14 protein-coding genes are annotated in these 19,398 nt (G+C 73.0%); 6 read left to right on the forward strand and 8 right to left on the reverse strand.

The features are described 5' to 3' along the window. Positions 1-63 precede the first annotated feature (63 nt). The 3 genes from ACZ5CW_RS29610 to ACZ5CW_RS29620 all read right to left on the reverse strand — a co-directional run bounded on the left by ACZ5CW_RS29610 (position 64) and on the right by ACZ5CW_RS29620 (position 4,578). Entirely contained in the window at positions 64-930 is an 867-nt protein-coding gene (locus ACZ5CW_RS29610; RefSeq protein ID WP_468606670.1) for an SCO4651 family lipoprotein, read from the reverse strand. A gap of 86 nt (positions 931-1,016) precedes the next feature. After that, positions 1,017-3,197: an RICIN domain-containing protein gene (locus ACZ5CW_RS29615; RefSeq protein ID WP_468606672.1), complete on the reverse strand. Its 2,181-nt coding sequence runs from the start codon at positions 3,195-3,197 to the stop codon at positions 1,017-1,019. A gap of 22 nt (positions 3,198-3,219) precedes the next feature. Continuing rightward, positions 3,220-4,578, reverse strand: a complete 1,359-nt coding sequence (locus ACZ5CW_RS29620) for a lectin (RefSeq protein WP_468606674.1) — start codon at positions 4,576-4,578, stop codon at positions 3,220-3,222. Between the two features lie 276 nt (positions 4,579-4,854). Here ACZ5CW_RS29620 and ACZ5CW_RS29625 point away from each other — a divergent pair, with 276 nt between their 5' ends. From ACZ5CW_RS29625 to ACZ5CW_RS29635, 3 genes are all read left to right on the forward strand, one after another. Continuing rightward, entirely contained in the window at positions 4,855-7,251 is a 2,397-nt protein-coding gene (locus tag ACZ5CW_RS29625) for a glycosyltransferase (RefSeq protein ID WP_468606676.1), read from the forward strand. A gap of 197 nt (positions 7,252-7,448) precedes the next feature. Then, the gene (locus ACZ5CW_RS29630; protein WP_468606678.1) at positions 7,449-7,811 is read left to right on the forward strand and encodes a hypothetical protein; all 363 of its coding nucleotides are present in this window, start codon (positions 7,449-7,451) and stop codon (positions 7,809-7,811) included. 215 nt (positions 7,812-8,026) lie between these two features. Further along, positions 8,027-8,995: a glycosyltransferase family 2 protein gene (locus ACZ5CW_RS29635; RefSeq protein ID WP_468606680.1), complete on the forward strand. Its 969-nt coding sequence runs from the start codon at positions 8,027-8,029 to the stop codon at positions 8,993-8,995. 19 nt (positions 8,996-9,014) lie between these two features. Here ACZ5CW_RS29635 and ACZ5CW_RS29640 read toward each other — a convergent pair whose 3' ends face one another. Beyond that, positions 9,015-10,943 carry an ABC transporter ATP-binding protein gene (locus ACZ5CW_RS29640; RefSeq protein WP_468606952.1) on the reverse strand — a complete coding sequence of 643 codons (1,929 nt, stop codon included), beginning with the start codon at positions 10,941-10,943 and terminating at the stop codon, positions 9,015-9,017. Between the two features lie 168 nt (positions 10,944-11,111). On the opposite strand from ACZ5CW_RS29640, the gene ACZ5CW_RS29645 reads away from it, so the two are divergent. After that, positions 11,112-12,086 (forward strand): lysylphosphatidylglycerol synthase transmembrane domain-containing protein, encoded by a 975-nt coding sequence (locus ACZ5CW_RS29645; RefSeq protein ID WP_468606682.1) that lies wholly within the window; start codon positions 11,112-11,114, stop codon positions 12,084-12,086. On the opposite strand, the gene ACZ5CW_RS29650 is transcribed toward ACZ5CW_RS29645, so the two are convergent. Continuing rightward, positions 12,079-13,065, reverse strand: a complete 987-nt coding sequence (locus ACZ5CW_RS29650) for a GlxA family transcriptional regulator (RefSeq protein ID WP_468606684.1) — start codon at positions 13,063-13,065, stop codon at positions 12,079-12,081. The genes ACZ5CW_RS29645 and ACZ5CW_RS29650 overlap by 8 nt on opposite strands. 129 nt (positions 13,066-13,194) lie before the next feature. Between ACZ5CW_RS29650 and ACZ5CW_RS29655 the strand changes: the two genes are divergently transcribed. Both ACZ5CW_RS29655 and ACZ5CW_RS29660 read left to right on the forward strand, forming a co-directional pair. Then, positions 13,195-14,163: an NADP-dependent oxidoreductase gene (locus ACZ5CW_RS29655; RefSeq protein WP_468606686.1), complete on the forward strand. Its 969-nt coding sequence runs from the start codon at positions 13,195-13,197 to the stop codon at positions 14,161-14,163. A gap of 88 nt (positions 14,164-14,251) precedes the next feature. Further along, on the forward strand, positions 14,252-15,016 hold the full coding sequence (locus ACZ5CW_RS29660) for a crotonase/enoyl-CoA hydratase family protein (RefSeq protein ID WP_468606688.1): 765 nt from the start codon (positions 14,252-14,254) through the stop codon (positions 15,014-15,016). An 81-nt stretch (positions 15,017-15,097) separates the two neighbouring features. On the opposite strand, the gene ACZ5CW_RS29665 is transcribed toward ACZ5CW_RS29660, so the two are convergent. Genes ACZ5CW_RS29665 through ACZ5CW_RS29675 form a run of 3 tightly spaced genes read right to left on the reverse strand, consistent with a single transcriptional unit; the run spans position 15,098 to position 19,250 of the window. Further along, positions 15,098-16,411, reverse strand: a complete 1,314-nt coding sequence (locus ACZ5CW_RS29665) for an NAD(P)/FAD-dependent oxidoreductase (protein ID WP_468606690.1) — start codon at positions 16,409-16,411, stop codon at positions 15,098-15,100. After that, positions 16,408-17,823, reverse strand: coding sequence for an FAD-dependent oxidoreductase (locus tag ACZ5CW_RS29670; RefSeq protein WP_468606692.1), 1,416 nt, complete (start codon positions 17,821-17,823; stop codon positions 16,408-16,410). The genes ACZ5CW_RS29665 and ACZ5CW_RS29670 overlap by 4 nt, the downstream gene beginning before the upstream one ends. Further along, positions 17,820-19,250 carry an FGGY family carbohydrate kinase gene (locus ACZ5CW_RS29675; protein WP_468606694.1) on the reverse strand — a complete coding sequence of 477 codons (1,431 nt, stop codon included), beginning with the start codon at positions 19,248-19,250 and terminating at the stop codon, positions 17,820-17,822. Before ACZ5CW_RS29675 ends, ACZ5CW_RS29670 begins: the two co-directional genes overlap by 4 nt. Between the last annotated feature and the right edge of the window lie 148 nt (positions 19,251-19,398).

The following is a 19,398-nucleotide window of genomic DNA, read 5'->3' on the forward strand; positions in this document are numbered from 1 at the left end:
GCCTTCCGGACGGGCGGTGGTGCCGTGCAGACCGCGTATCCAGGCCACGGCGGCTCACACGTATCAGCCGGCAGCCGTGCCGGCCCTGGCCATCCGGTCGGTGACGTCCGCGGTGTCCGAAGCGGGCGGCGCGCCGACCCGTACCTCGGTTCCGAAGTCCGTGAAGCGCAGCACGGTGGTGCTCGTCACGGCGGCGTTCTCCTGGCCCGGCGCCCGCTGCTTCAGCGGGTGCAGGGTGAGCCGGACGCTCTCCTGCCGCAGCCGGCCCCGCTCGTCCAGCCAGAGGTCCACGGGCAGCGAGGCCTTCCCGAGCTGCCGGTGCAGTTCCCGTTCCTGTCCCGCGTCGCCCCGGGAGAGGGCGGAGAGGGGGACGGAGACGCGGTAGTGGGTGGTGGGGGTGCCGTCGAGGGTCCGGGTGCCGAGCCGGGTGACGTCCTCGGAGCCGATGTCCTTGAGGTAGCGCACCGGTTCGGCCGGGTCGCTGACCTGGGCCCGTCCGGCCGAGGCGGTCTTCGCCAGGCGGGCGAGGTCGACCTTCGTCCAGGTCTTGCCGCCCGGGACGGTCCCGCGCCGCTCGCCCGACGGCTTCTGGTACACGACGCCGTCCACGACGCGCTGCTCGACGGTGGTGCCCTGCGAGGTCAGGGTGACCCGGCTGGTGCCGTGCCGCAGGTCGGCCACCCCGCTGCCGTGCGCGGTGAGGGCCTGGCCCTGGCCCTCGGCGACGACCTTGCTGGTGACGGTCATCTTCGCGGTGCCCGCGGCCACCGTCTCGCGGTAGGCGTTCCGGACGGCCCGGACGGGCGGGGTGGCGCTCGGCCGGGCCGCGGCGTCCCCGCCCTTGCCGGTGCCGTCCTCGCTGCCGCAGCCGGTCAGCCCGGCGGCGAGGACGAGGACGGCGACGGTGCTTGCGATCCGGGCTTTCGGCACGATGAGGATCCCTTCCGAGTCGGGCCGTTCTGCGCTACTCGACCCGACCCCGGTTTCCCCGTCCGGTGCCGCTCACGCCCGTCCGGTCACGGGTAGCGGACCAGGTTCGCCACGTTGGAGGCGGAGTTGGAGGGTCCTCCTGTGCTGTTGACGACATGACTGATGGTTCCGGTGCCGCCGAGGGACACGGTCACCATGCTGGTGAAGCGCACGTTCGGGTTGTTCGGTGCCTCGATGGCACGGGCGGCGGTGACGGCGGGGTTGACGTTGAAGTAGCAGTAGCTGCCGAGACCGTAGGCCTGGTGGCTGGTGACGGAGTCGGCGACCTTGTAGGCGGCGTAGCCCTGGGTGGAGCCGTTCATCCAGGCGGCCTGGCCGGGCGGGTCGTAGGGCATCTCGTTCTGGAAGAAGTAGGTGCGGCCGCCGTTGCCGTTCCAGATCGTCTGGTACTTCTGGAAGTGCTCGACGAACAGCCCGTACATGGTCACGTCGTCGCCGTTGACCACGAGCCCGGTGTCGGCGGTGTTGCTGGTCCAGCCGACGCCGCTGCCGTGGTCGGCGCGCCAGATCCACATGTGGTCGCCGATGACGTCGTCGCTGTTGACGACGAGGCTGGTGGCCGCCTTGCCGACGCCCGCGCCGCCGACGCGGAAGTACACGTCGTGCAGGGAGGTCGGGTCGGCGGCGTGGGAGGCGGTGGAGCCGGCCGGCCCGACCTCGACGAGGGTCTTCGAACTGGTGGTGCCGGCGTCGAAGAGCAGGCCCGCGATCTTGACCCCGTCGACGTCGGCGACGGTCATGGCGGTGACGCCGTTGTCCGGGACGAAGGTGGCGAGCCCGAGGCCGAGGACGACCGTGTCGGGGCGGGTCACCTTCAGTGTCTGGTCGAGATGGTAGACACCGGGCGTGACCAGCAGGTTCTGCCCGGCGGCCAGTGCGGAGTTGATCTGTGCGGCGGTGGCGCCGGGCTTGACGACGTAGAACTGGCTCAGCGGCAGCGAGGAGCCGGCCGGGCTGCCGCCCGCCCAGCTGGTCGCCGTGGAGTTCGTGCGCAGGGACGGCACGAACACCTGGTAGTTCCCGGAGCCGTCGACGTACAGGAACGGCTTCTCCCGGGTGACCGGGCTCTGGGCGACGGTGGTGTGCGGCGGGTTCGGGAAGGTGGTGCCCGGGACGCCCTGGCTGCCGACGAACACCATGTTCCAGTTGGCGCCGGTCCAGCTGCCCAGCTGGGAGTTGCGGGTCAGCCACTGCTGCTGGGAACCGGAGTTGACCTGTCCGTCGATCTTGCTGTCGGCGAGGTAGCCGCCGGACGACCAGCCGCCGTCGTCGAGGGCGAGGTTGCCCCGCAGGTGCATCCGGCGGTAGGCCGCCGCCTGCGAGACGGCCCAGCGGTCGCCGCCGCCGGTGGGCGTGACGGAGAGGTTCTCGGCGCCGCGCCAGAAGTTCTGGGTGGCGTTGCCCTGGAACCAGTCGGCCTCGGCGTGCACGGCGCCGTTGACGTTGACGGCGTCCGGGGTCAGGCCGAGGCCGAGGACCTGGGTGTAGAAGCCGACGTTGACGTTCGCGCTGTAGGTGCCGGGCTTGAAGAGGACGGCGTAGCGCTGGGAGCCGAACTGGTTGGTCTCCTGCTGCTTGAAGATCGTGTCCAGTCTGCTCTGGATGGTCGAGGACGGCATCGACGGGTCGAAGACGACGACGTTGGGGCCGAGGTCGGGGTCGGCCGACTGGTTCACGGGGACCACCTGGAAGCGCTGGGCGGCGGTGCCGTTGCAGGTGTACTGGACGAACTGCACGCTGTCGGCGGTCGAGGCGCCGGGGTCGTCCAGGCACTTGCCGCTGCCCCGGTTGACGAAGTGGAAGGCGCCGCCGCCGTCGTCCACGGGCAGCCACTGCTGGTTGGCGCCGCCGCCGTAACCCCACAGGTGGACGGGGGCGTTGTCGGCGGTGGAGACGTCGGCGACGTCGACGACCTGTTGGGTGTCGTTGCGGTTGCCGATGCGGACGTAGCCGTCGCCGGCGTCGGTGAAGCTCCACTGCTGGGCGGTGGTGCCGTTGCACGTGTACTGCTGTACGACGGTGCCGTTGGCGGTGGCGGCGGCCCTGGCGTCGAGGCACTTGCCGCTCGCGGCGTCGACGACGGTGGCGAAGCCGGTGGGCAGGGCGGCGGCCTGGGCGGGTGCGGGCGCGGCGGTGAGCAGGGACGCGGCCGCCACGGCGAGCAGCGCGGCCACGGTCGGTCCGCGGCGGCGGGAGGGGCGAGGCACGGATTCTCCTGGTGGACGAGGGTCAGCCGGTGTAGGCGGCGAAGACGCGGGTGTAGTCCCAGGCGGACTGGGAGACGCCGGAGCAGCTGTCGGCGGGGCCGCCGGTGCACGGGCGGTCGCGGTTGGCGGACCAGAAGGTGAGGCGGGCCAGGTGGTGCTGCTGGGCGTAGGCCAGGATGGTCCGGAAGTCGTTCACCGTGACGGTCTCGTTGTTGTCGGTGATGCCGTTCATGGACGAGATGCCCATGTCCCGGTAGGCCTGGTCGTCGCTGTAGTGGTAGGCGTTCTTCAGCGCGTTCTTCAGGCCTTCGGCGGCCCGCGTGGTGAGGGTGCCCATGTTCTGTCCGGCGCCGCCGAAGTCGAACGGCATGATGGCCCAGGCGTCCACGGTCAGTCCGGAGGAGGCGGCCCGGTTGATGAGGCTGGTGTCGGGGCCGCTCTGGCCGGTGCCGATGGTGATGTACACCTTCAGGCCCGGGTTGGCGGCCTTCACGGTCTTGAGCGCGTCCACGGTGCGCTGCTGCACGGTCCCGTTGCTGTAGGCGTCGGCCTCGAGGTCGATGTCGATCGCCTTCAGGCCGTAGGTGTTGATCACCTTCTGGTAGGCGGCGGCGAGTTCGCCGGCGCTGGAGCAGGAACTCTCCAGCTTGTTGCCGCTGTATCCGCCGAAGGACGGGATGACGTCACCGCCGCCTGCCCGCACCGTGTTGACGGTCTGCTGGTCGACCCCGCCGGTCAGCGGGCGGCTGCCGTCCCACTGCGGGTTGCAGTAGCCGTTGCTGAGCACGAAGGCGAGCGTGAACCACTTCACGCCGGTGGCCTGGGTGATGGTGGTGGGGCTGGGCGGGCTGCCCCAGCCGTTGTAGAGATAGGGCGCGACGGCCATGGGCGCGGAGGTGCCGCCGCCGTCGCCGGACGCGGGCGCGGTCCACTTCTGGTTGGCGGCGCCGGTGCAGCTCCATATCTGTGCGCGGGTGCCGTTGGCGGAGGTGTTGCCGGTGGCGTCCAGGCACTTGTCCGCCTGGGGGTTGACGATGTCGTGGGCGGCGGTGACGGTCCACTTCTGGTTCGCGCCGCCGGTACAGGTCCACAGCTGCGCCTTGGCGCCGTCGGCGGTCGAGTTGCCGGTCACGTCCAGGCACTTGCCGAGGGCGCGCAGGGTGCCGTCGCTGCCGACGGTCCACTGCTGGGCGGCGGTGCCGTTGCAGTCGTAGAGCTGGACGGCCGTGCCGTCGGCGGAACTCGCCCCGGCGACGTCGAGGCACTTGCCGCCCAGGCCGGTGATGGTGCCGGAGGCGGCCTGGGCGGGAGCGGCGGTGAGCAGGCCGGTGGCGAGCGAGAGCGCGGCGAGCGCCACGGCTGCGGGAAGTGGTCTGGCCATGCGGGGGCGGCCTTTCGGTGGGGGGACCGGAGCGCGCCCAACACGAGGGGACAGTTGGGGTGTTGGGCACGCCCGGTGTCTTTGTTTAAGGCGTGAAGTTAAAGGTCCGGACCAACGGAGTCAAGAGGGCGGGCCCTACCGTCGAGCGAAGGCGGGCGGCCTCGGCACGCCGTCGGGAAGAGGCGCCACGCCGAGGGCCGCCCGGGTGATTGTTCTGACGACCGGTCCATCGGAAAACGCCGCGTGCCGGCGAATCGGCATACTGTCCCAATGCGGATGAAGCAGAAGATTCCCGCCTTGATCCACCAAACCTGGAAAGACTCCGATGTACCCCCAGAATGGGAGGCGTGGGCCGACTCCTGGCGTCGGCGCCATCCCGGCTGGGGGTACCGTTTGTGGACCGACGCGGACAATCGCGCATTCCTCCAGGAGCACTATCCGTGGTTCCTGCCCGTCTACGACGGCTATCCGGAAGCCATCATGCGGGCCGACGCAATTCGCTATTTCCTGCTCGACCATTTCGGCGGGCTCTACGTCGATCTGGACTTCGAGTGCCTCAGCCCCGTCGACGACATCCTTGACGGGCGCGAACTCGTCCTCGGCTGCGAACCGGAGGCGCACACCCGGCTGCTGCTGGCCCGCCAGGGCGGATTCGGCCGCATCGTCGGCAACGCGTTCATCGCGTCACGGCCGGGCCACCCCTTCTGGGCACATGTGCACCAGCAGTTGGTGGGCTCCCACAAGTCGCCCAGTGCGCTGGATGCCACAGGACCCTTCTTTCTCACCAGAACGGTCGACAGCGTCCCGGATCCCGCCTCGATCACGGTCCTCGGCCCGGAGGTCCTCTACCCCGAGGTGAGCCCGTACGCGGCAGAACTGTTCGGCCCTCAGGACGCCGACTACGAACGTGCCTACGCCGTGCACCACTGGTCCGGCAGCTGGGTGGCGGACACCCGCGTGAGCCCGCGGCCCTCGGTCGGCAAACGGTTCCCGTTCTGGACGAGCCAGGAGATGCACCCCCTCGCCGACGGCACGCTCAGCCTTGACACGCAGCGCCGCCGCTGGGCCTCGGGAGCACTCGCGCCCACGGTGTCATGCCTGATGGTGACCAAGGACCGCTCGTCGACGGCCCGTCGCGCGATCAGGTGCTTCCGCGCGCAGACCTACCCGAACCTGGAACTGGTCGTCGTCGAGGACGGTACGGACGACGCCCTCGAACGGCACATCCGCGAGCAGGGCGACCCACGGATCCGCCATCATCGACTCCCCCCGGAGGGGCGGCCGTTGGGCGAGCTGCGCAACGAGGCGGTGGACCGGGCGACCGGGCCCTACGTATGCCAGTGGGACGACGACGACCTGTACGACCCGGAGCGGGTCGAGACACAGATGGCGGCGATTCTCGCGCTGGGAGCCGACGCCTGTTTCCTCGCCCGTGAACGGCTGTGGTGGCCCGCTCGGCGCAAGCTCGCGATCTCCTGCGCGCGCGTCTGGGAAGGGTCGATGGTGTGCGCCAAGGATCGGCTGCCGCGCTACCCGGCACTGCGTCGGGGTGAGGACACACCGGTGGCGGAAGGGGTGGTCCGCAGCTGCCGGGTGGTGTCGGTCGACGCACCCGAGCTGTACACCTACGTGTGTCACGGCAGCAATACGTTCGACGAGTCCCATTTTGCGGAGCACTTCGACGTGGCGACCGAGATCTGGGCCGAACCCGGAGCCTACGCGGAGCGATTGCGGGCCATGGCGACCCGGTTGCCGATCGAGCCGAAGGACATCGCCCACGCCGAGACGGGCCCCGCCGCCACCCTGGCCTGCGGCCAAGGACCGCAGACGGCCGTGGAGCCGGCCCCGGGCCCGGCGAGCGAGCGGCCACGGGTGCTGGTGCTGACCCCCGTCAAGGACGCGGCCGCATTCCTGCCCCGCTATCTGGAGAGCCTTCGCGCCCTGGACTACCCGCGCGAGGCCATCTCCCTGGGCCTGCTGGAGGGCGACAGCAGGGACACGACGCGAGAACTGCTCCAACAGGTCCTGCCCGGCCTCGAGGCGGAGTACCGGCGGGTCACCCTGGTGCACCGCGACTTCGGCCTGCAGCTGGAGGGCCCCCGTTGGGAGACGGGCGTTCAGCGCCGACGCCGGTCGGTGCTGGCCAGGGCCCGCAACCACCTGCTCTCCCGGGCTCTCGCCGACGAGGAGTGGGTGCTGTGGCTCGACGTCGACGTCACCGATTGTCCGGCCGATCTGATCCAGCGTCTCCTCGGCGCACGCAAGGACATCGTCGTCCCGCACTGTGCCACCACGGCGGGCGGACCCACGTACGACCTCAACACGTTCGTCCTCCACCGCAGGGCCGGCACGCTCAACTGGTCCCAGTGGCTTCGCGACGGCATCCTGCAGCCCCCCAAGGGGTTCGGCCGGACCTACCTCGACGAGTTGCGCGGACAGGGGCTGGTCCGCGTCGACTCCGTGGGTGGCACGGCACTGCTGGTTCGCGCCGACCTCCACCGTGACGGCCTGGCCTTCCCGTGCTTCCCGTACCAGCACCTCATCGAGACCGAGGGCCTGGCGGCGATGGCCCGGGACATGGGCACCGCCTGCTGGGCCCTGCCCGACCTCGAAGTGCTGCATCCGCACCACGTCCCGGACCCGGCGGGCGTCGGGGCCATGTCCCCGTCCTGACCGACGCGGCCGCCCCTGGCCCACTTGGGCCACTTGGGCCACTTGGGCCGACGCTGAAGCACCCGGGCGATTCCAGCACATGGAGTAATCATTTTGACACGGAAAGTAAGCAAATCCTACGGTGGCGCCACTGCCCGGGCCGCGGACCGTACCGGCCTTGCAGGGCAGCTCCCCACCCTCGAAAGAGAGGCCCCACCATGAAAGCCCGTGTCATATCCTCGCTGGCCCTCCCCGCCGCACTGGCAACCGCCGGACTGCTGAACGGCGCGGAAGCGGCCTACGCCGCAGCCCTCGCGTCGGACCCGCTCGCCACGTCGGCGACAAACGGGCACGCGGAGCAGGCGATAGGCGACGTCTCCGTCCTCTCCGGGTCGGAGCACCCCTGCACGCCCATCGGCAACATGACCATCACCGACTACATCCACTGCTGCACGCCCATCGGCAACATGACCATCACCGGCTACCACCACTGCTGCACACCCGTCGCCAACCTCACGTTCTGCGACTACGGGCACCACGGGCACCAGTACCCCTTCGACATCTACCCCTTCAAGGGCTAGGAGCGACGACGGCGCTCCACCACGAGCGGGTGATCCGGCGGGTCTACTGCGACACGGCCGTCCAACAGGCCCGAGGGGGCCGCCGGCACCCGGCGACGCGCGATCCCGCCGACCCACTACCGATGGTCCTCTTCGGCCGGCTCCCGCTGCCCCGCCCCTGCCCTTTCCCCTTTCCGTTCTCGTTCTCGTTCTCGTTCCGAAGCGAAAGACGGCGCATGCCCCAGAGATCCGATCCCGTGGTTTCGGTGGTCATCCCGTGCCACGACTACGCCCGCTATCTGCCCGATGCGGTGTCCAGCGTCCTTGCCCAGACGTTCGAGGACTGGGAACTGGTCATCGTGGACGACGGCAGCACCGACGACACCGTCGAGGTGACCGAAGGCCTGATCGCCCGGCACCCCGACCGGCGCATCAGACTGCTCCAACAGGCCAATGCCGGGGTCTCCGCCGCGCGCAACACCGGAATCGAGGCCGCCGTCGGCCGCTACATCCTTCCCCTGGACGCCGACGACGTGATCGCGCCCACGATGCTGGAGAAGACCGTCGCGGTGCTCGACAGCGATCCCGAGGTCGCCATCGCCTCCACCGACGTGTTCACCTTCACCGACGACGACCTGCCCCCGCAGGTGATGCCTCTCCCCGCCTACAGCAGAGAACTGCTGCTCCAGCGACTGATCATGTTCTACTGCTCGCTGTACCGCCGTGAAGCGTGGCAGACCGTGGGCGGGTACGACGAGGACATGCGCGCCGGGGAGGACTGGGACTTCTGGATCGGCTGTGCCGAGCACGGCTTCGACGCGTACCACATCCATGAGCCGCTGTTCGGGGCGCGCAACAAGGACACCGGACTGCACCTGGAAGCCGCCGAGAACGACCTGGCCATCCGGGCCCGGATCGTGGCCAACCACCCGGACCTGTTCAAGGCGATCACCCGCGGCTGGGCACACGCCGTGCTGAGCCAGGACGCGGCAGCCTGCCTGCGGGACGAGAACGTGCCCGACGACATCCTCACCCGGGCCGCCGAGATGGACCAGTTCCTCGCCGCGGTCATGGCCCTGCAGAGGACCACGCGGGTGCAGTACTACCACATCCGGCGCTTGGAGAAGGCGCTGGCCGCTCACAGCGAAACCGCCGACCCGCCCAATCGGGGAAGGGAAGAGGCGCCGACGGCATCCGCCGTGTGACGCGGGCAGCCGGCGCCGGCTAGGCCGACGTCGCCTCGGCCGGTTCCGTCATCCCGGTCACCGCCGTCGGCCTCGGCGTCTGGGTGCGTCCGTCGTGCTGGGCGAACTGGGTCCGGTACAGCTCGGCGTACCGGCCGCCCGCCGCGAGGAGTTCCTCGTGAGTGCCCCTTTCCGCGATGCGGCCGGACTCCACCACCAGGATCTGGTCGGCGGCGCGGACGGTGGACAGGCGGTGCGCGATCACCACGGCGGTGCGCCCCTCCAGGGCCTCGGTGAGTGCCTCCTGGACGGCCGCCTCGGAGGTGTTGTCCAGGTGGGCGGTGGCCTCGTCGAGAATGACCACGCGCTGACGGGCCAGCAGCAGCCGGGCGATGGTCATGCGCTGGCGTTCGCCGCCGGAGAGCCGGTAGCCGCGCTCGCCGACCACGGTCTCCAGACCATCCGGCAGGGACCGGACGACCTCGGCGAGGCGGGCGCGGCCGAGGGCGTCCCACAGCTCCTCGTCGGTGGCGTCCGGGCGGGCCAGCAGCAGGTTGGCGCGGACCGTGTCGTGGAAGAGGTGGCCGTCCTGGGTGACCATGCCGAGCGTGGCCCGCAGGGAGGCGGAGGTCAGGTCGCGGACGTCGACGCCCCCGAGGCGCACGGCGCCCGCGTCCACGTCGTACAGGCGTGGCAGGAGCTGCGCGATGGTGGACTTCCCGGCACCGGAGGAACCGACCAGGGCGACGGTCCGGCCGGGTTCGGCGCGGAAGGAGATGCCGTGCAGGACCTCGGTGCCCCCTCGCGTGTCGAGGGCGGCGACCTCCTCCAGGGAGGCGAGGGAGACCTGGTCGGCGGACGGGTAGGCGAAGCGGACGTCGTCGAACTCGACCGCGACCGGACCCTCGGGGACCTCGCGGGCGTCCGGCTTCTCCTCGATGAGCGGCTTCAGGTCCAGCACCTCGAAGACCCGCTCGAAGCTGACCAGGGCGCTCATCACCTCCACCCTGGCTCCGGCGAGCGCGGTGAGCGGGGCGTAGAGCCGGGTCAGCAGCAGGGCGAGGGAGACGACCGCGCCCGCCTCCAGGGTGCCGCGCAGCGCGAACCAGCCGCCGAGGCCGTAGACGAGGGCCAGCGCGAGGGCGGAGACGAGGGTGAGGGAGGTGATGAAGACCGACTGGGCCGTCGCCGTGCGGACCCCGATGTCCCGGACCCGGGCGGCGCGCGCCGCGAACTCCGCCGACTCCTCCTCCGGGCGCCCGAACAGCTTCACGAGGGTGGCGCCGGGGGCGGAGAAGCGCTCGGTCATCCGGGTACCCATGGCCGCGTTCAGGGCCGCCGCCTCGCGCTGCATCCCGGCCATCCGGCTGCCCATGCGGCGGGCGGGCAGCACGAACACGGGCAGGAGCACGAGTGCGAGCAGGGTGATCTGCCAGGACAGGGTGAGCATCACCGCGAGGGTGAGCAGCAGCGTGACCAGGTTGCTGACGACTCCGGAGAGGGTGTTGGCGAAGGCCCTCTGCGCACCGATCACGTCGTTGTTGAGACGACTGACCAGCGCGCCCGTACGCGTACGTGTGAAGAACGCGACGGGCATGCGCTGCACATGATCGAACACAGCCGTTCTGAGGTCGAGGATGAGTCCCTCCCCGAGCGTCGCCGACAGGCGGCGGCCGAGGATGCCGAGCCCCGCCTCCGCGAGGGCCACGACCGCGATGAGCAGGGACAGCCGGACCACCGTGCCGGACTCGCGCCCCGCCACGATCGCGTCGACGACGCGGCCGGCGAGCACGGGCGTGGCCACGGCGAGCAGCGCGGTCACCACCCCGAGCAGTACGAACCGGACGATGCCGGCGCGGTGCGGGCGGGCGAAGGCGGCGATACGGCGCAGGGTGGCGCGGGCAAGGGGACGGCGCTCCGCCTGCGCGGTCATCACGCTGTGCAGCTGCGTCCATGCGGTGGTTTCCATGCTCATGGAAGAGAACGTAGAACCTCAAGCATCGTTGGGGTCAATGCCCGCGCTTTTTCACCCCCACCGGCGTCCCTCCGACCGAAGGCTCCGATGACCACAGTCTGTAAGCCGCCGTCCCCGGTCGCGCCACCCGCTGTTGGGTCGGCGCGGAAAACCTCTGCTGGTGTGACAGCCGTCCCGCTCCCCCCGCTCCCCCGGGGACGACTCCCCCGTCGCGTCCCCGTCCGCCAGGTGCTCTGCCTGGTCCCGCTCGCGCTCGTCGCCGTGGCAGCCGTGCGGCACCGCTCGGTGCTCGCCGAGGGCTTCGGCCAACTGCGCACCGCCTCCTGGCCGTGGCTGCTCGTGGCGGCCGGCACGACCTGCCTGAGCTGGGTGGCCGCCGCGTTCACCCGGCAGGGCGCGGTGATGCAGCCGCTGCCCAAGGGACGGCTGCTGGCCACCCAGTTCGCGGCGGGCGCGGCGAACCATCTGCTGCCGACGGGGCTCGGCGCGGGCGCGGTGAACCTGCGCTTCATGACCGTGTGCGGGGTGCCGCTGGCCCGTTCCTCGGCCGCGCTCGCCCTGTACCTGCTGGCCGAGTGCGTGGGCCGGCTCGGGCTGCTGGCCGCGCTGCTGATCGCCTTCCCGGACGCGCTGCGGCTCGGCACCCTGCTGCCGGACGGCTCGGCGCTCCCGGTGCTGCTGGGCGCGGCCGGCCTGCTGCTCGTGGCGGCGACCGTCCTGGCGCTCGTACGGCGGCTGCGCACGCGGGTGTACGCGTTCGCGCGGGACGCCCTGGGCGAGGCGCGGTCGGTGCACACCCGGCCGGCCCGCGCCCTGGCCCTGTGGGGCGGCTCGCTGGCCTTCCCGGCGCTCCAGGCGGCAGGTCTGGCCGCGGTCGGCCAGGCGCTGCGGCTGCCGGTGCCGCTCGCGCACATGGCTCTGGCCTATCTCGCGGCGACGGTCGCGGTCGCCCTGGTGCCCACGCCGGGCGGCCTGGGTTCCGTCGAGGCGGCGCTGATCGTGGCGCTGGTCGCGGTGGGCGGCCCGGCCGCGGTGGCCACGGCGGTGGTGCTGGCCTACCGGGTCATCACCGTGTGGGTGCCCCTGGTGCCGGGGGCGCTGACGCTGGGGGCGCTGGTGCGGCTGAAGGTCATCTGAGCCCCCTGCCGCCGTCCACGAAGGCCGGGCGGAAGGTGCGGCGGTACGCCTGGGGCGTGACCCCGAGGGCGGCGTGCAGGTGCTGGCGGAGCGAGACACCGGTGCCGAACCCGGCGCGGCCGGCGACCAGCTCGACGGGCCAGTCGGTGGTCTCCAGCAGATGCCGGGCCAGGTCGACGCGCTGGCGGACGAGCCACCGGCCGGGGCTGGTGCCGGCCTCTTCCCGGAAGCGCCGGGTGAAGGTCCGCACACTGATGCCCGCGTGGGCGGCCATGTCGGCGAGGGTGACGGGCCGGTCGAGGCGCTCCATGACCCACGCCCGCGTACCGGCGGTGCCGGGGCCGTCGGGGTCGGGCACGGGGCGTCGGATGTACTGGGCCTGGCCGCCGTCGCGCCAGGGCGGTACGACGCAGGAGCGGGCGACCTCGTTGGCGATGCCGCTGCCGTGGTCGCGGCGGACGATGTGCAGGCACAGATCGATGCCGGCGGCGACCCCGGCGGAGGTCAGGATGTCGCCGTCGTCGACGAAGAGGACGTCGGGGTCGATGCGCACGGTGGTGAACAGGCGCCGCAGCCGGTCGGCCTCTCGCCAGTGGGTGGTGGCGGGACGGCCGTCGAGGAGCCCGGCCGCGGCCAGCACGTAGGTACCGGTGCAGATGGCCACGATCCTGGTTCCGGGCCGGATGACGGCCAACGCCTCGCGCACGGGGCCGGGCAGCCGTCCTTCCTCGCGGATGGGGCCGAGCGCGTGCGAGGGCGGTACGACGACGGTGTCGGCCGCGGCGAGCAGGGAGGCGTCGTGGGCGACGGTGATCCGGTAGTCGGCCTCCGTGGCGACCGGGCGGCCGTCCACGCTGCAGGTGGCCACGGAGTAGAGCCGGTTGCCCTCGGCGTCACGGGCGGCCCCGAAGATCCGCGCCGGGATACCGAGTTCGAAGGGCAGGACGCCGTCCAGGGCCAGAACGCCGACGTGGTGCATGGCCCGATCCTTTCATCACCTGACCAACGGGCCACTACCGGCCGGCGGCCCGCGCGGGGAGTCTGAGGTCGGCGCCGGGAAATCCCGGCCGAACCAGGCGAAATCCCTCCGTCGAGAAGAGCACACGCCATGTCCCAGGCCACCGTTCACCCGACCATGCGCGCCCTGTCCCAGCAGGCCGCGGGAGGTCCTGACGTCCTCCACGTCGTCGAGGTACCGCGTCCGTTTCCGGGCCGGGGCGAGATCCTGGTGCGGGTGCACGCGGCGGGCCTCAACCCGGCCGACTGGAAGATCCGCGAGCGGGGTGTGTTCGCCGACGGCTCCGGGCTGCCGTTCACCCTCGGCTTCGACGTCGCCGGGGTGGTCGAGGCGGTCGGTGACGGCGTGACGTTGTTCCGGCCCGGCGACGAGGTCTTCGGCATGCCGCGCTTCCCGCACCCGGCCGGCGCCCATGCCGAGTACGTCGCCGCCCCGGCCCGGCACTTCGCCCGCAGCCCCCGGGGCCTCACGCCCGTGCAGGCCGGCGCGCTGCCGCTGGCCGCGCTGACCGCGTGGCAGGCCCTGGTGGACACCGCGAACGTCCGGCCGGGCCAGCGGGTCCTGATCCATGCGGCGGGCGGCGGGGTCGGCCATCTGGCCGTGCAGATCGCCAAGGCCCGCGGGGCGTACGTCATCGGCACGGCCGGCGCCGCCAAGCACGGGCTGCTGCGCTCCCTGGGCGCCGACGAGCTGATCGACCACCGCCGCGAGGACTTCGCGGAGTCGGTCCGTGCGGTCGATGTCGTCCTGGACAGCCTCGGCGGTCCCACCTGGCCGCGTTCCCTGCGCACCCTGCGGCCGGGCGGCACCCTGGTCTCGATCGTGCCGCCGGACGAGACCTTCCCCGCCGCTCAGGCCGAAGCGGCCGGAGTGCGGGCCGTGTTCATGCTCGTCGAGCCCGACCACGCGGGGCTGCGCGAGATCGCCGCCCTGGTCGAGGGCGGACACCTGCGCGTGGTCCTCGACCGGGTCTTCCCCCTCGAGGAGGCCGGGCAGGCGCATGCCCTGGGCGAGACCGGCCGGACCACCGGCAAGATCGTCCTCTCGGTCGTCCCCTGACCCGCCCCCCTGCTGGGAAGCTGGGCGCACGTCACACACACCCCCGTGTCCGCTTCCGGGCTCCGGGGCCGCAGAAGGAGGTCGCCGTATGCCGGTCCGGATCGAGCGGCGGGAGTACGTCACCACGGTCGTCCTCTCCCGCCCGGAGGCCCGCAACGCGGTGGACGGGCCGACGGCGGCCCGGCTCGCAGCCGCCTTCCGCGCGTTCGAGGAGGACGACGGCGCCCGTGTGGCGGTGCTGTGGGGCGAGGGCGGCACCTTCTGCGCGGGCGCGGACCTGAAGGCGATCGGGACCGAGCGCGGCAACCGGGTGGCCGAGGACGGCGACGGCCCGATGGGACCGACCCGGATGCGGCTGTCGAAGCCGGTGATCGCGGCGGTGGCCGGGCACGCGGTCGCGGGCGGCCTGGAACTCGCCCTGTGGTGCGATCTGCGGGTCGCGGAGGAGGACGCCGTGTTCGGGGTCTTCTGCCGCCGCTGGGGCGTGCCGCTGATCGACGGGGGCACGGTACGGCTGCCCCGCCTGATCGGTACCGGCCGGGCCATGGACATGATCCTCACCGGCCGCCCGGTGCGGGCCCGCGAGGCGTACGAGATGGGTCTCGCCAACCGGCTGGTGCCGACCGGGACCGCCCGCGCGGAGGCCGAGGCGCTCGCGGCGGACCTCGCCCGTCTCCCGCAGGCCTGCCTGCGCAGCGACCGGGCGTCGGTCCTCGACCAGGAGGGCCGGGACGAGGCGACGGCCCTGCGCGACGAACTCCGCCACGGCATGGGCGTGTTGGCGGAGGGTGTGGAGGGAGCGGCGCGCTTCGCCGCGGGGGCCGGCCGGCACGGTACCGCCGCGCAACGGTGAGCGCCGGGCACCGGCGGCCGACTCGCTCACAGCACACGGGCACCGGCGCCGGTGCCGCCCACAGCAGCCGGGCCCCGGTGGTCAGCGGCTCGTGACCCGCGGCCCCGGGCCGGGCCACTTCCCTCCCGCCAGCCACTCCAGCACCGCGCCGCCCGCCAGCGTGCCGTCCCGGGTCGCCGCAGAGGCCCGCTGTCCCGGGGCCCGGACACCGCCGGCGGCGAAGACACCCGGCCGCGAGGTGTGCGGACCCCCGTCCAGGGTGAGGCCACCCCGGCGCGCGAGTTCGTTCTCGGCGACGAAGTCGCCGGTGAAGACGATCGTGTCGCAGGGCAGTACGGCCGTACGGCCGTCACGGTGACGGACGCGGACGCCGGACAGGCGCCCTCGGCCGAGGAGTTCGGTAACCGTGGTGCCCGTCAGCAGCGGGATGCGGTGACGCAGCCGGGCCGACTGGGCGCGGGCGCGGCTCGTGCGGGCGCGCGGGTCTTCCGTGACGAGGGCGACGACCTCGGCACCGGCCGCGCGAACCGTGTCCGCCGCCGCGTACGAGACGTCCTCGGCGCCCACCACGACCGCGCGGGTGCCGATCCGCTGCCCGAACAGGTGGACGGCCTGCTGCAGTTCGCCGGTGGTGCAGACACCGGCGGGCCGGGTGCCGGGCACCAGCCGGGCCGTGCGCGGGCGCTCGCGGGCCCCGGTGGCCAGGACGACGGCCTGTGCCTCGATCGTCTCCGGCCCGCGCGGGCCGGTGATACGCAGCACGAGCCCCCCGGCCCCCGGTTCGGTCGTCTCCGGTGCGTGCGGGCCGGCGGTGTGCGCGAGGAGACCCTCGGGCCCCCAGTCCAGCACCGTCACCCCGGTCCGGATCACGGCTCCCGCCCGGACGGCGGCCTCCTGCAGCCGGCGGGCGTATCCGGGGCCGGTCAGCGGACGGGTCCAGGTGCCGAAACCGCCGTGCGCGCAGTGGAACGGGACTCCCCCGGCCCACGCCTCCCGCTCCAGCACCTCCACCCGCCCGGCGCCGGCGGCGGCCAGCCGAGCGGCGGCGGCGAGCCCGGCGGGCCCGGCACCGACGACGAGCACGTCGACGCGCCGCGCAGCGGTCATACCCGGCCCGCCCCGGCCCGTCACGGCCGGCACGCTCACTCCGGTCACGGGCAGCACCCCCTCGCCCGCCGCAGCCGACACCTCCCCGCCCGCCCCGTCCGGCACTTCCCCGCCCGACGCAGCCAGCCCATCCCCGCCCGTCACCACCGGCACCATCTCACTCCCCGTGTCCGGGACCTCCCCACCCGACACAGCCACCCCGTCCCCGCCCGCCGCGTCCCGCACCTCCCCGCCCGATGCCGCCGGCACCTCCCCGCCCGCCCCGTCCGCCCCGCTCTTCTCCGTCATGACCCGTCTCCTTCGAGACCCCGCTCGAACAACTCCCGTACCGCGGCGCCGCAGTAGGACCCCTGGCAGCGGCCCGCCCGGGCCCGGGTGCGGCGGCGCAGGCCCTCCAGGGTGCGGGGCGGGATCGTGCCGGCGAGGGCGTCGCGGATCTCCCCGCGGGAGACGCGCTCGCAGTGGCAGACGAGGGTGCCGTACTCCGGGTCGGCGGCGACGAGGCCGGGCTGTTCGCAGGGGCGCGGGACAGCCGCGCCGAGGTTGGGCATGGTCACCCGATCCAGCTCCCGCACCGGGCCGAGGTCGAGCCCGGTGCCGGCCAGCAGTGCGGTGACATGGGCGGCGACGGCCAGGGAGGCGGTCAGGCCGGTGGAGCGGATGCCGCCGACGGTGACGTACGCCTGCTCGGGGTGGGCGGTGATGCGGTAGTCCTCGTGCTCGGTGGCCGCGCGCAGCCCGGCGTAGACGGCGGTGACCTCCTCGTCGAGCAGGGCGGGCAGGATCCGGCGGCCCTTGTCCCGCAGCAGGGCCAGGCCCTCGGCGGTGGAGTGCGTGGCCCGCTTGTCGTGCAGCTCCTCGGCGGTGGGCCCCAGCAGGACGTTGCCGTGCACGGTGGGGGCGACGAGGACGCCCTTGCCGAGGGCGGTCGGGACGGGCAGCAGGATGTGCCGGACGAGCGGACGGGCGAGCCTGTCGTAGACCAGGAGCTGGCCGCGGCGGGGGGTGACGGTGAAGTCCTCGTGGCCGAGCCGGCGGTCGAGGGTGTCGGCGTGCAGGCCGGCCGCGTTGACCAGGTGCCGCGTGCGCAGGGCGCCGCGGGTGGTGGTCAGACGGTGGACGCCGCTCTCCCGGGCGACCCGCTCCACGGCGGCGCCGAGATGCAGGTCGACTCCGGCGCGGACGGCCTGGGTGGCGTAGGCCAGGGTCGTCGTCCAGGGACAGATGACGCTCTCGCCGGGCACGTGCAGCGCGCCGAGGGCGCCGGGGCCGAGGTGGGGTTCGCGGGCGTACAGCTCGGCGGCGTTCAGCAAGCGGGTGTCGGCGTACGCGTTGCGCTCCGCCTTCCCGGCCAGCCGGGGCAGGGCGGCCCGCTGCTCCTCGTCCCAGGCGACCAGAAGGGCTCCGACGGGCTCGACGGGGATGCCGGACTCGGCGGCGTAGGCACTCAGGCGCCGGTGGCCCTCGCGGACCAGCCGGGCCTCCAGGGTGCCGGGGGTCGCGTCGAAACCGGTGTGCAGGATGGCGGTGTTGGCCTTGGAGGTGCCCTCGCCCACGTCGTCCTGGGCCTCCACCAGGGCGACGCGCAGCCGGGGGTGGCGGGCGAGTTCGCGGGCGATGGCGCAGCCGACGACACCGGCGCCGACGACGGTCACGTCGTACGCGACCCGGGGCAGCGGCCCCTCCGCCGTGACGGTCATGCGTCGAGCAGGGCGGCGACGGCGGTGCGGAAGCGGGCGCGGCGTTCGGCGGCCTGGTCGGCCGGGATGCGGGGTTCGTACACGGCGGCGGGTCTCCGGTCGGGCAGGACGTCCTCGACGCGGAGCGCGGGGTCCACGCCGAGGCGGGCGAGGGCAGCGGCGCCGAGCGCGGTGGCGTCGGGCAGCGCGGAGACCTCGACGGGGCGTTGCAGCAGGTCGGCCTGGGTCTGCATGAGCAGCGCCGAGCGGGTCAGGCCGCCGTCGACGCGGAGCAGGTCCAGAGGGGCGCCGAGGTCGGTGGCGGCGGCCTCGGCGAGTTCGGCGACCTGGGCGGCGATGCCCTCGCACAGGGCGCGCACCAGGTGTCCGGGGGTGGTGTCGAGGCCGAGTCCGGTGAGGGAGCCGCGCAGGTCTCCGCGCCACCAGGGGGCGGCGAGACCGGCGAGGGCGGGGACGAAGGTGACACCGCCGCTGTCGGGGACGGCGCCGCCGACCGGGTCAAGGTCGGCGGCGGAGGAGATGACGCCGAGGCCGGTGAGCCAGCGGACGGCGGAGGCGGCCGTGTAGACCTGGCCGTCCAGGCAGTAGCTGGGGGTTCCGGCGAGCCGCCAGGCCACGCAGCTGACCAGTCCGGAGTCGCCGCGCCGGGGACGCTCGCCGGTGTGCGCGAGCAGGAACGCGCCGGTGCCGTAGGTGCACTTGGCGGCGCCGGGCCCGGTGACGCGCTGGGCGAGGAGGGCGGCCTGCTGGTCGACGATCAGGCCGGTGAGGGGGATCTCCGGGCCGAACGCCCGGGTGGTGCCGACCGGTTCGGACACGTCCGTCACCTCGGGGAGGCGTTCACCGCTCAGGCCGTAGAGGTCGAGGGCGCGCGGGGACCACTCGGCACGGTCCAGGTCGAGGAGCTGTGTGCGGCCCGCGGTGGCGGCGTCGGTGACACAGGCGCCGGTGAGGCGGTGGACCAGCCAGCTGTCGGAGGTGGTGACGATGCCCTCGCGGGTGAGGTGGCGGCGGATCCAGGCCATCTTGGGCGCGGCGAAGTAGGGGTCCAGGGGCAGGCCGGTCAGCTGCTGCAACTCCGCCGCGTGGTCGGCGAGTTCGGCGCAGACGCTCGCGGCCCGGCGATCCTGCCACACCAGGGCGTCGGTCAGCGGGCGTCCGCCGGCCGGGTCCCAGGCGAGGACGGTCTCGCCCTGGTTCGCCAGGCCGAGCGCCACGACGTCCTCGCCGGCCTCGGCGAGCGCGCGGCGGCCGGCCTCGACCACCGAGTCGTACAGCTGGGCGGGGTCCACCTCGACCAGGCCGCCGGGGAGGTGCCGGGGGCGTACTTCGGCGAACCCGGTGCCGAGGACGCCGCGTTCCGGGCAGACGACGAGGGCCTTGGTACCGGACGTGCCCTGGTCGACGGCGAGCACCGGCCCCGTCATCGCGCCCTCCCACGCTCCGCCCCGAAGATCACCGCGCCAGCCTGCCGTCGGCCCGCGCCCCGCGTCAAGGGTCACCGGCCCGCGTCAACTCACCTGAATTAATTGTTGACTTGGCAACAATGGCAAGGGCGGAACCTCCGCCTCTATA

The sequence above is a fragment of the Streptomyces sp. NPDC031379 genome, assembly GCF_055569615.1.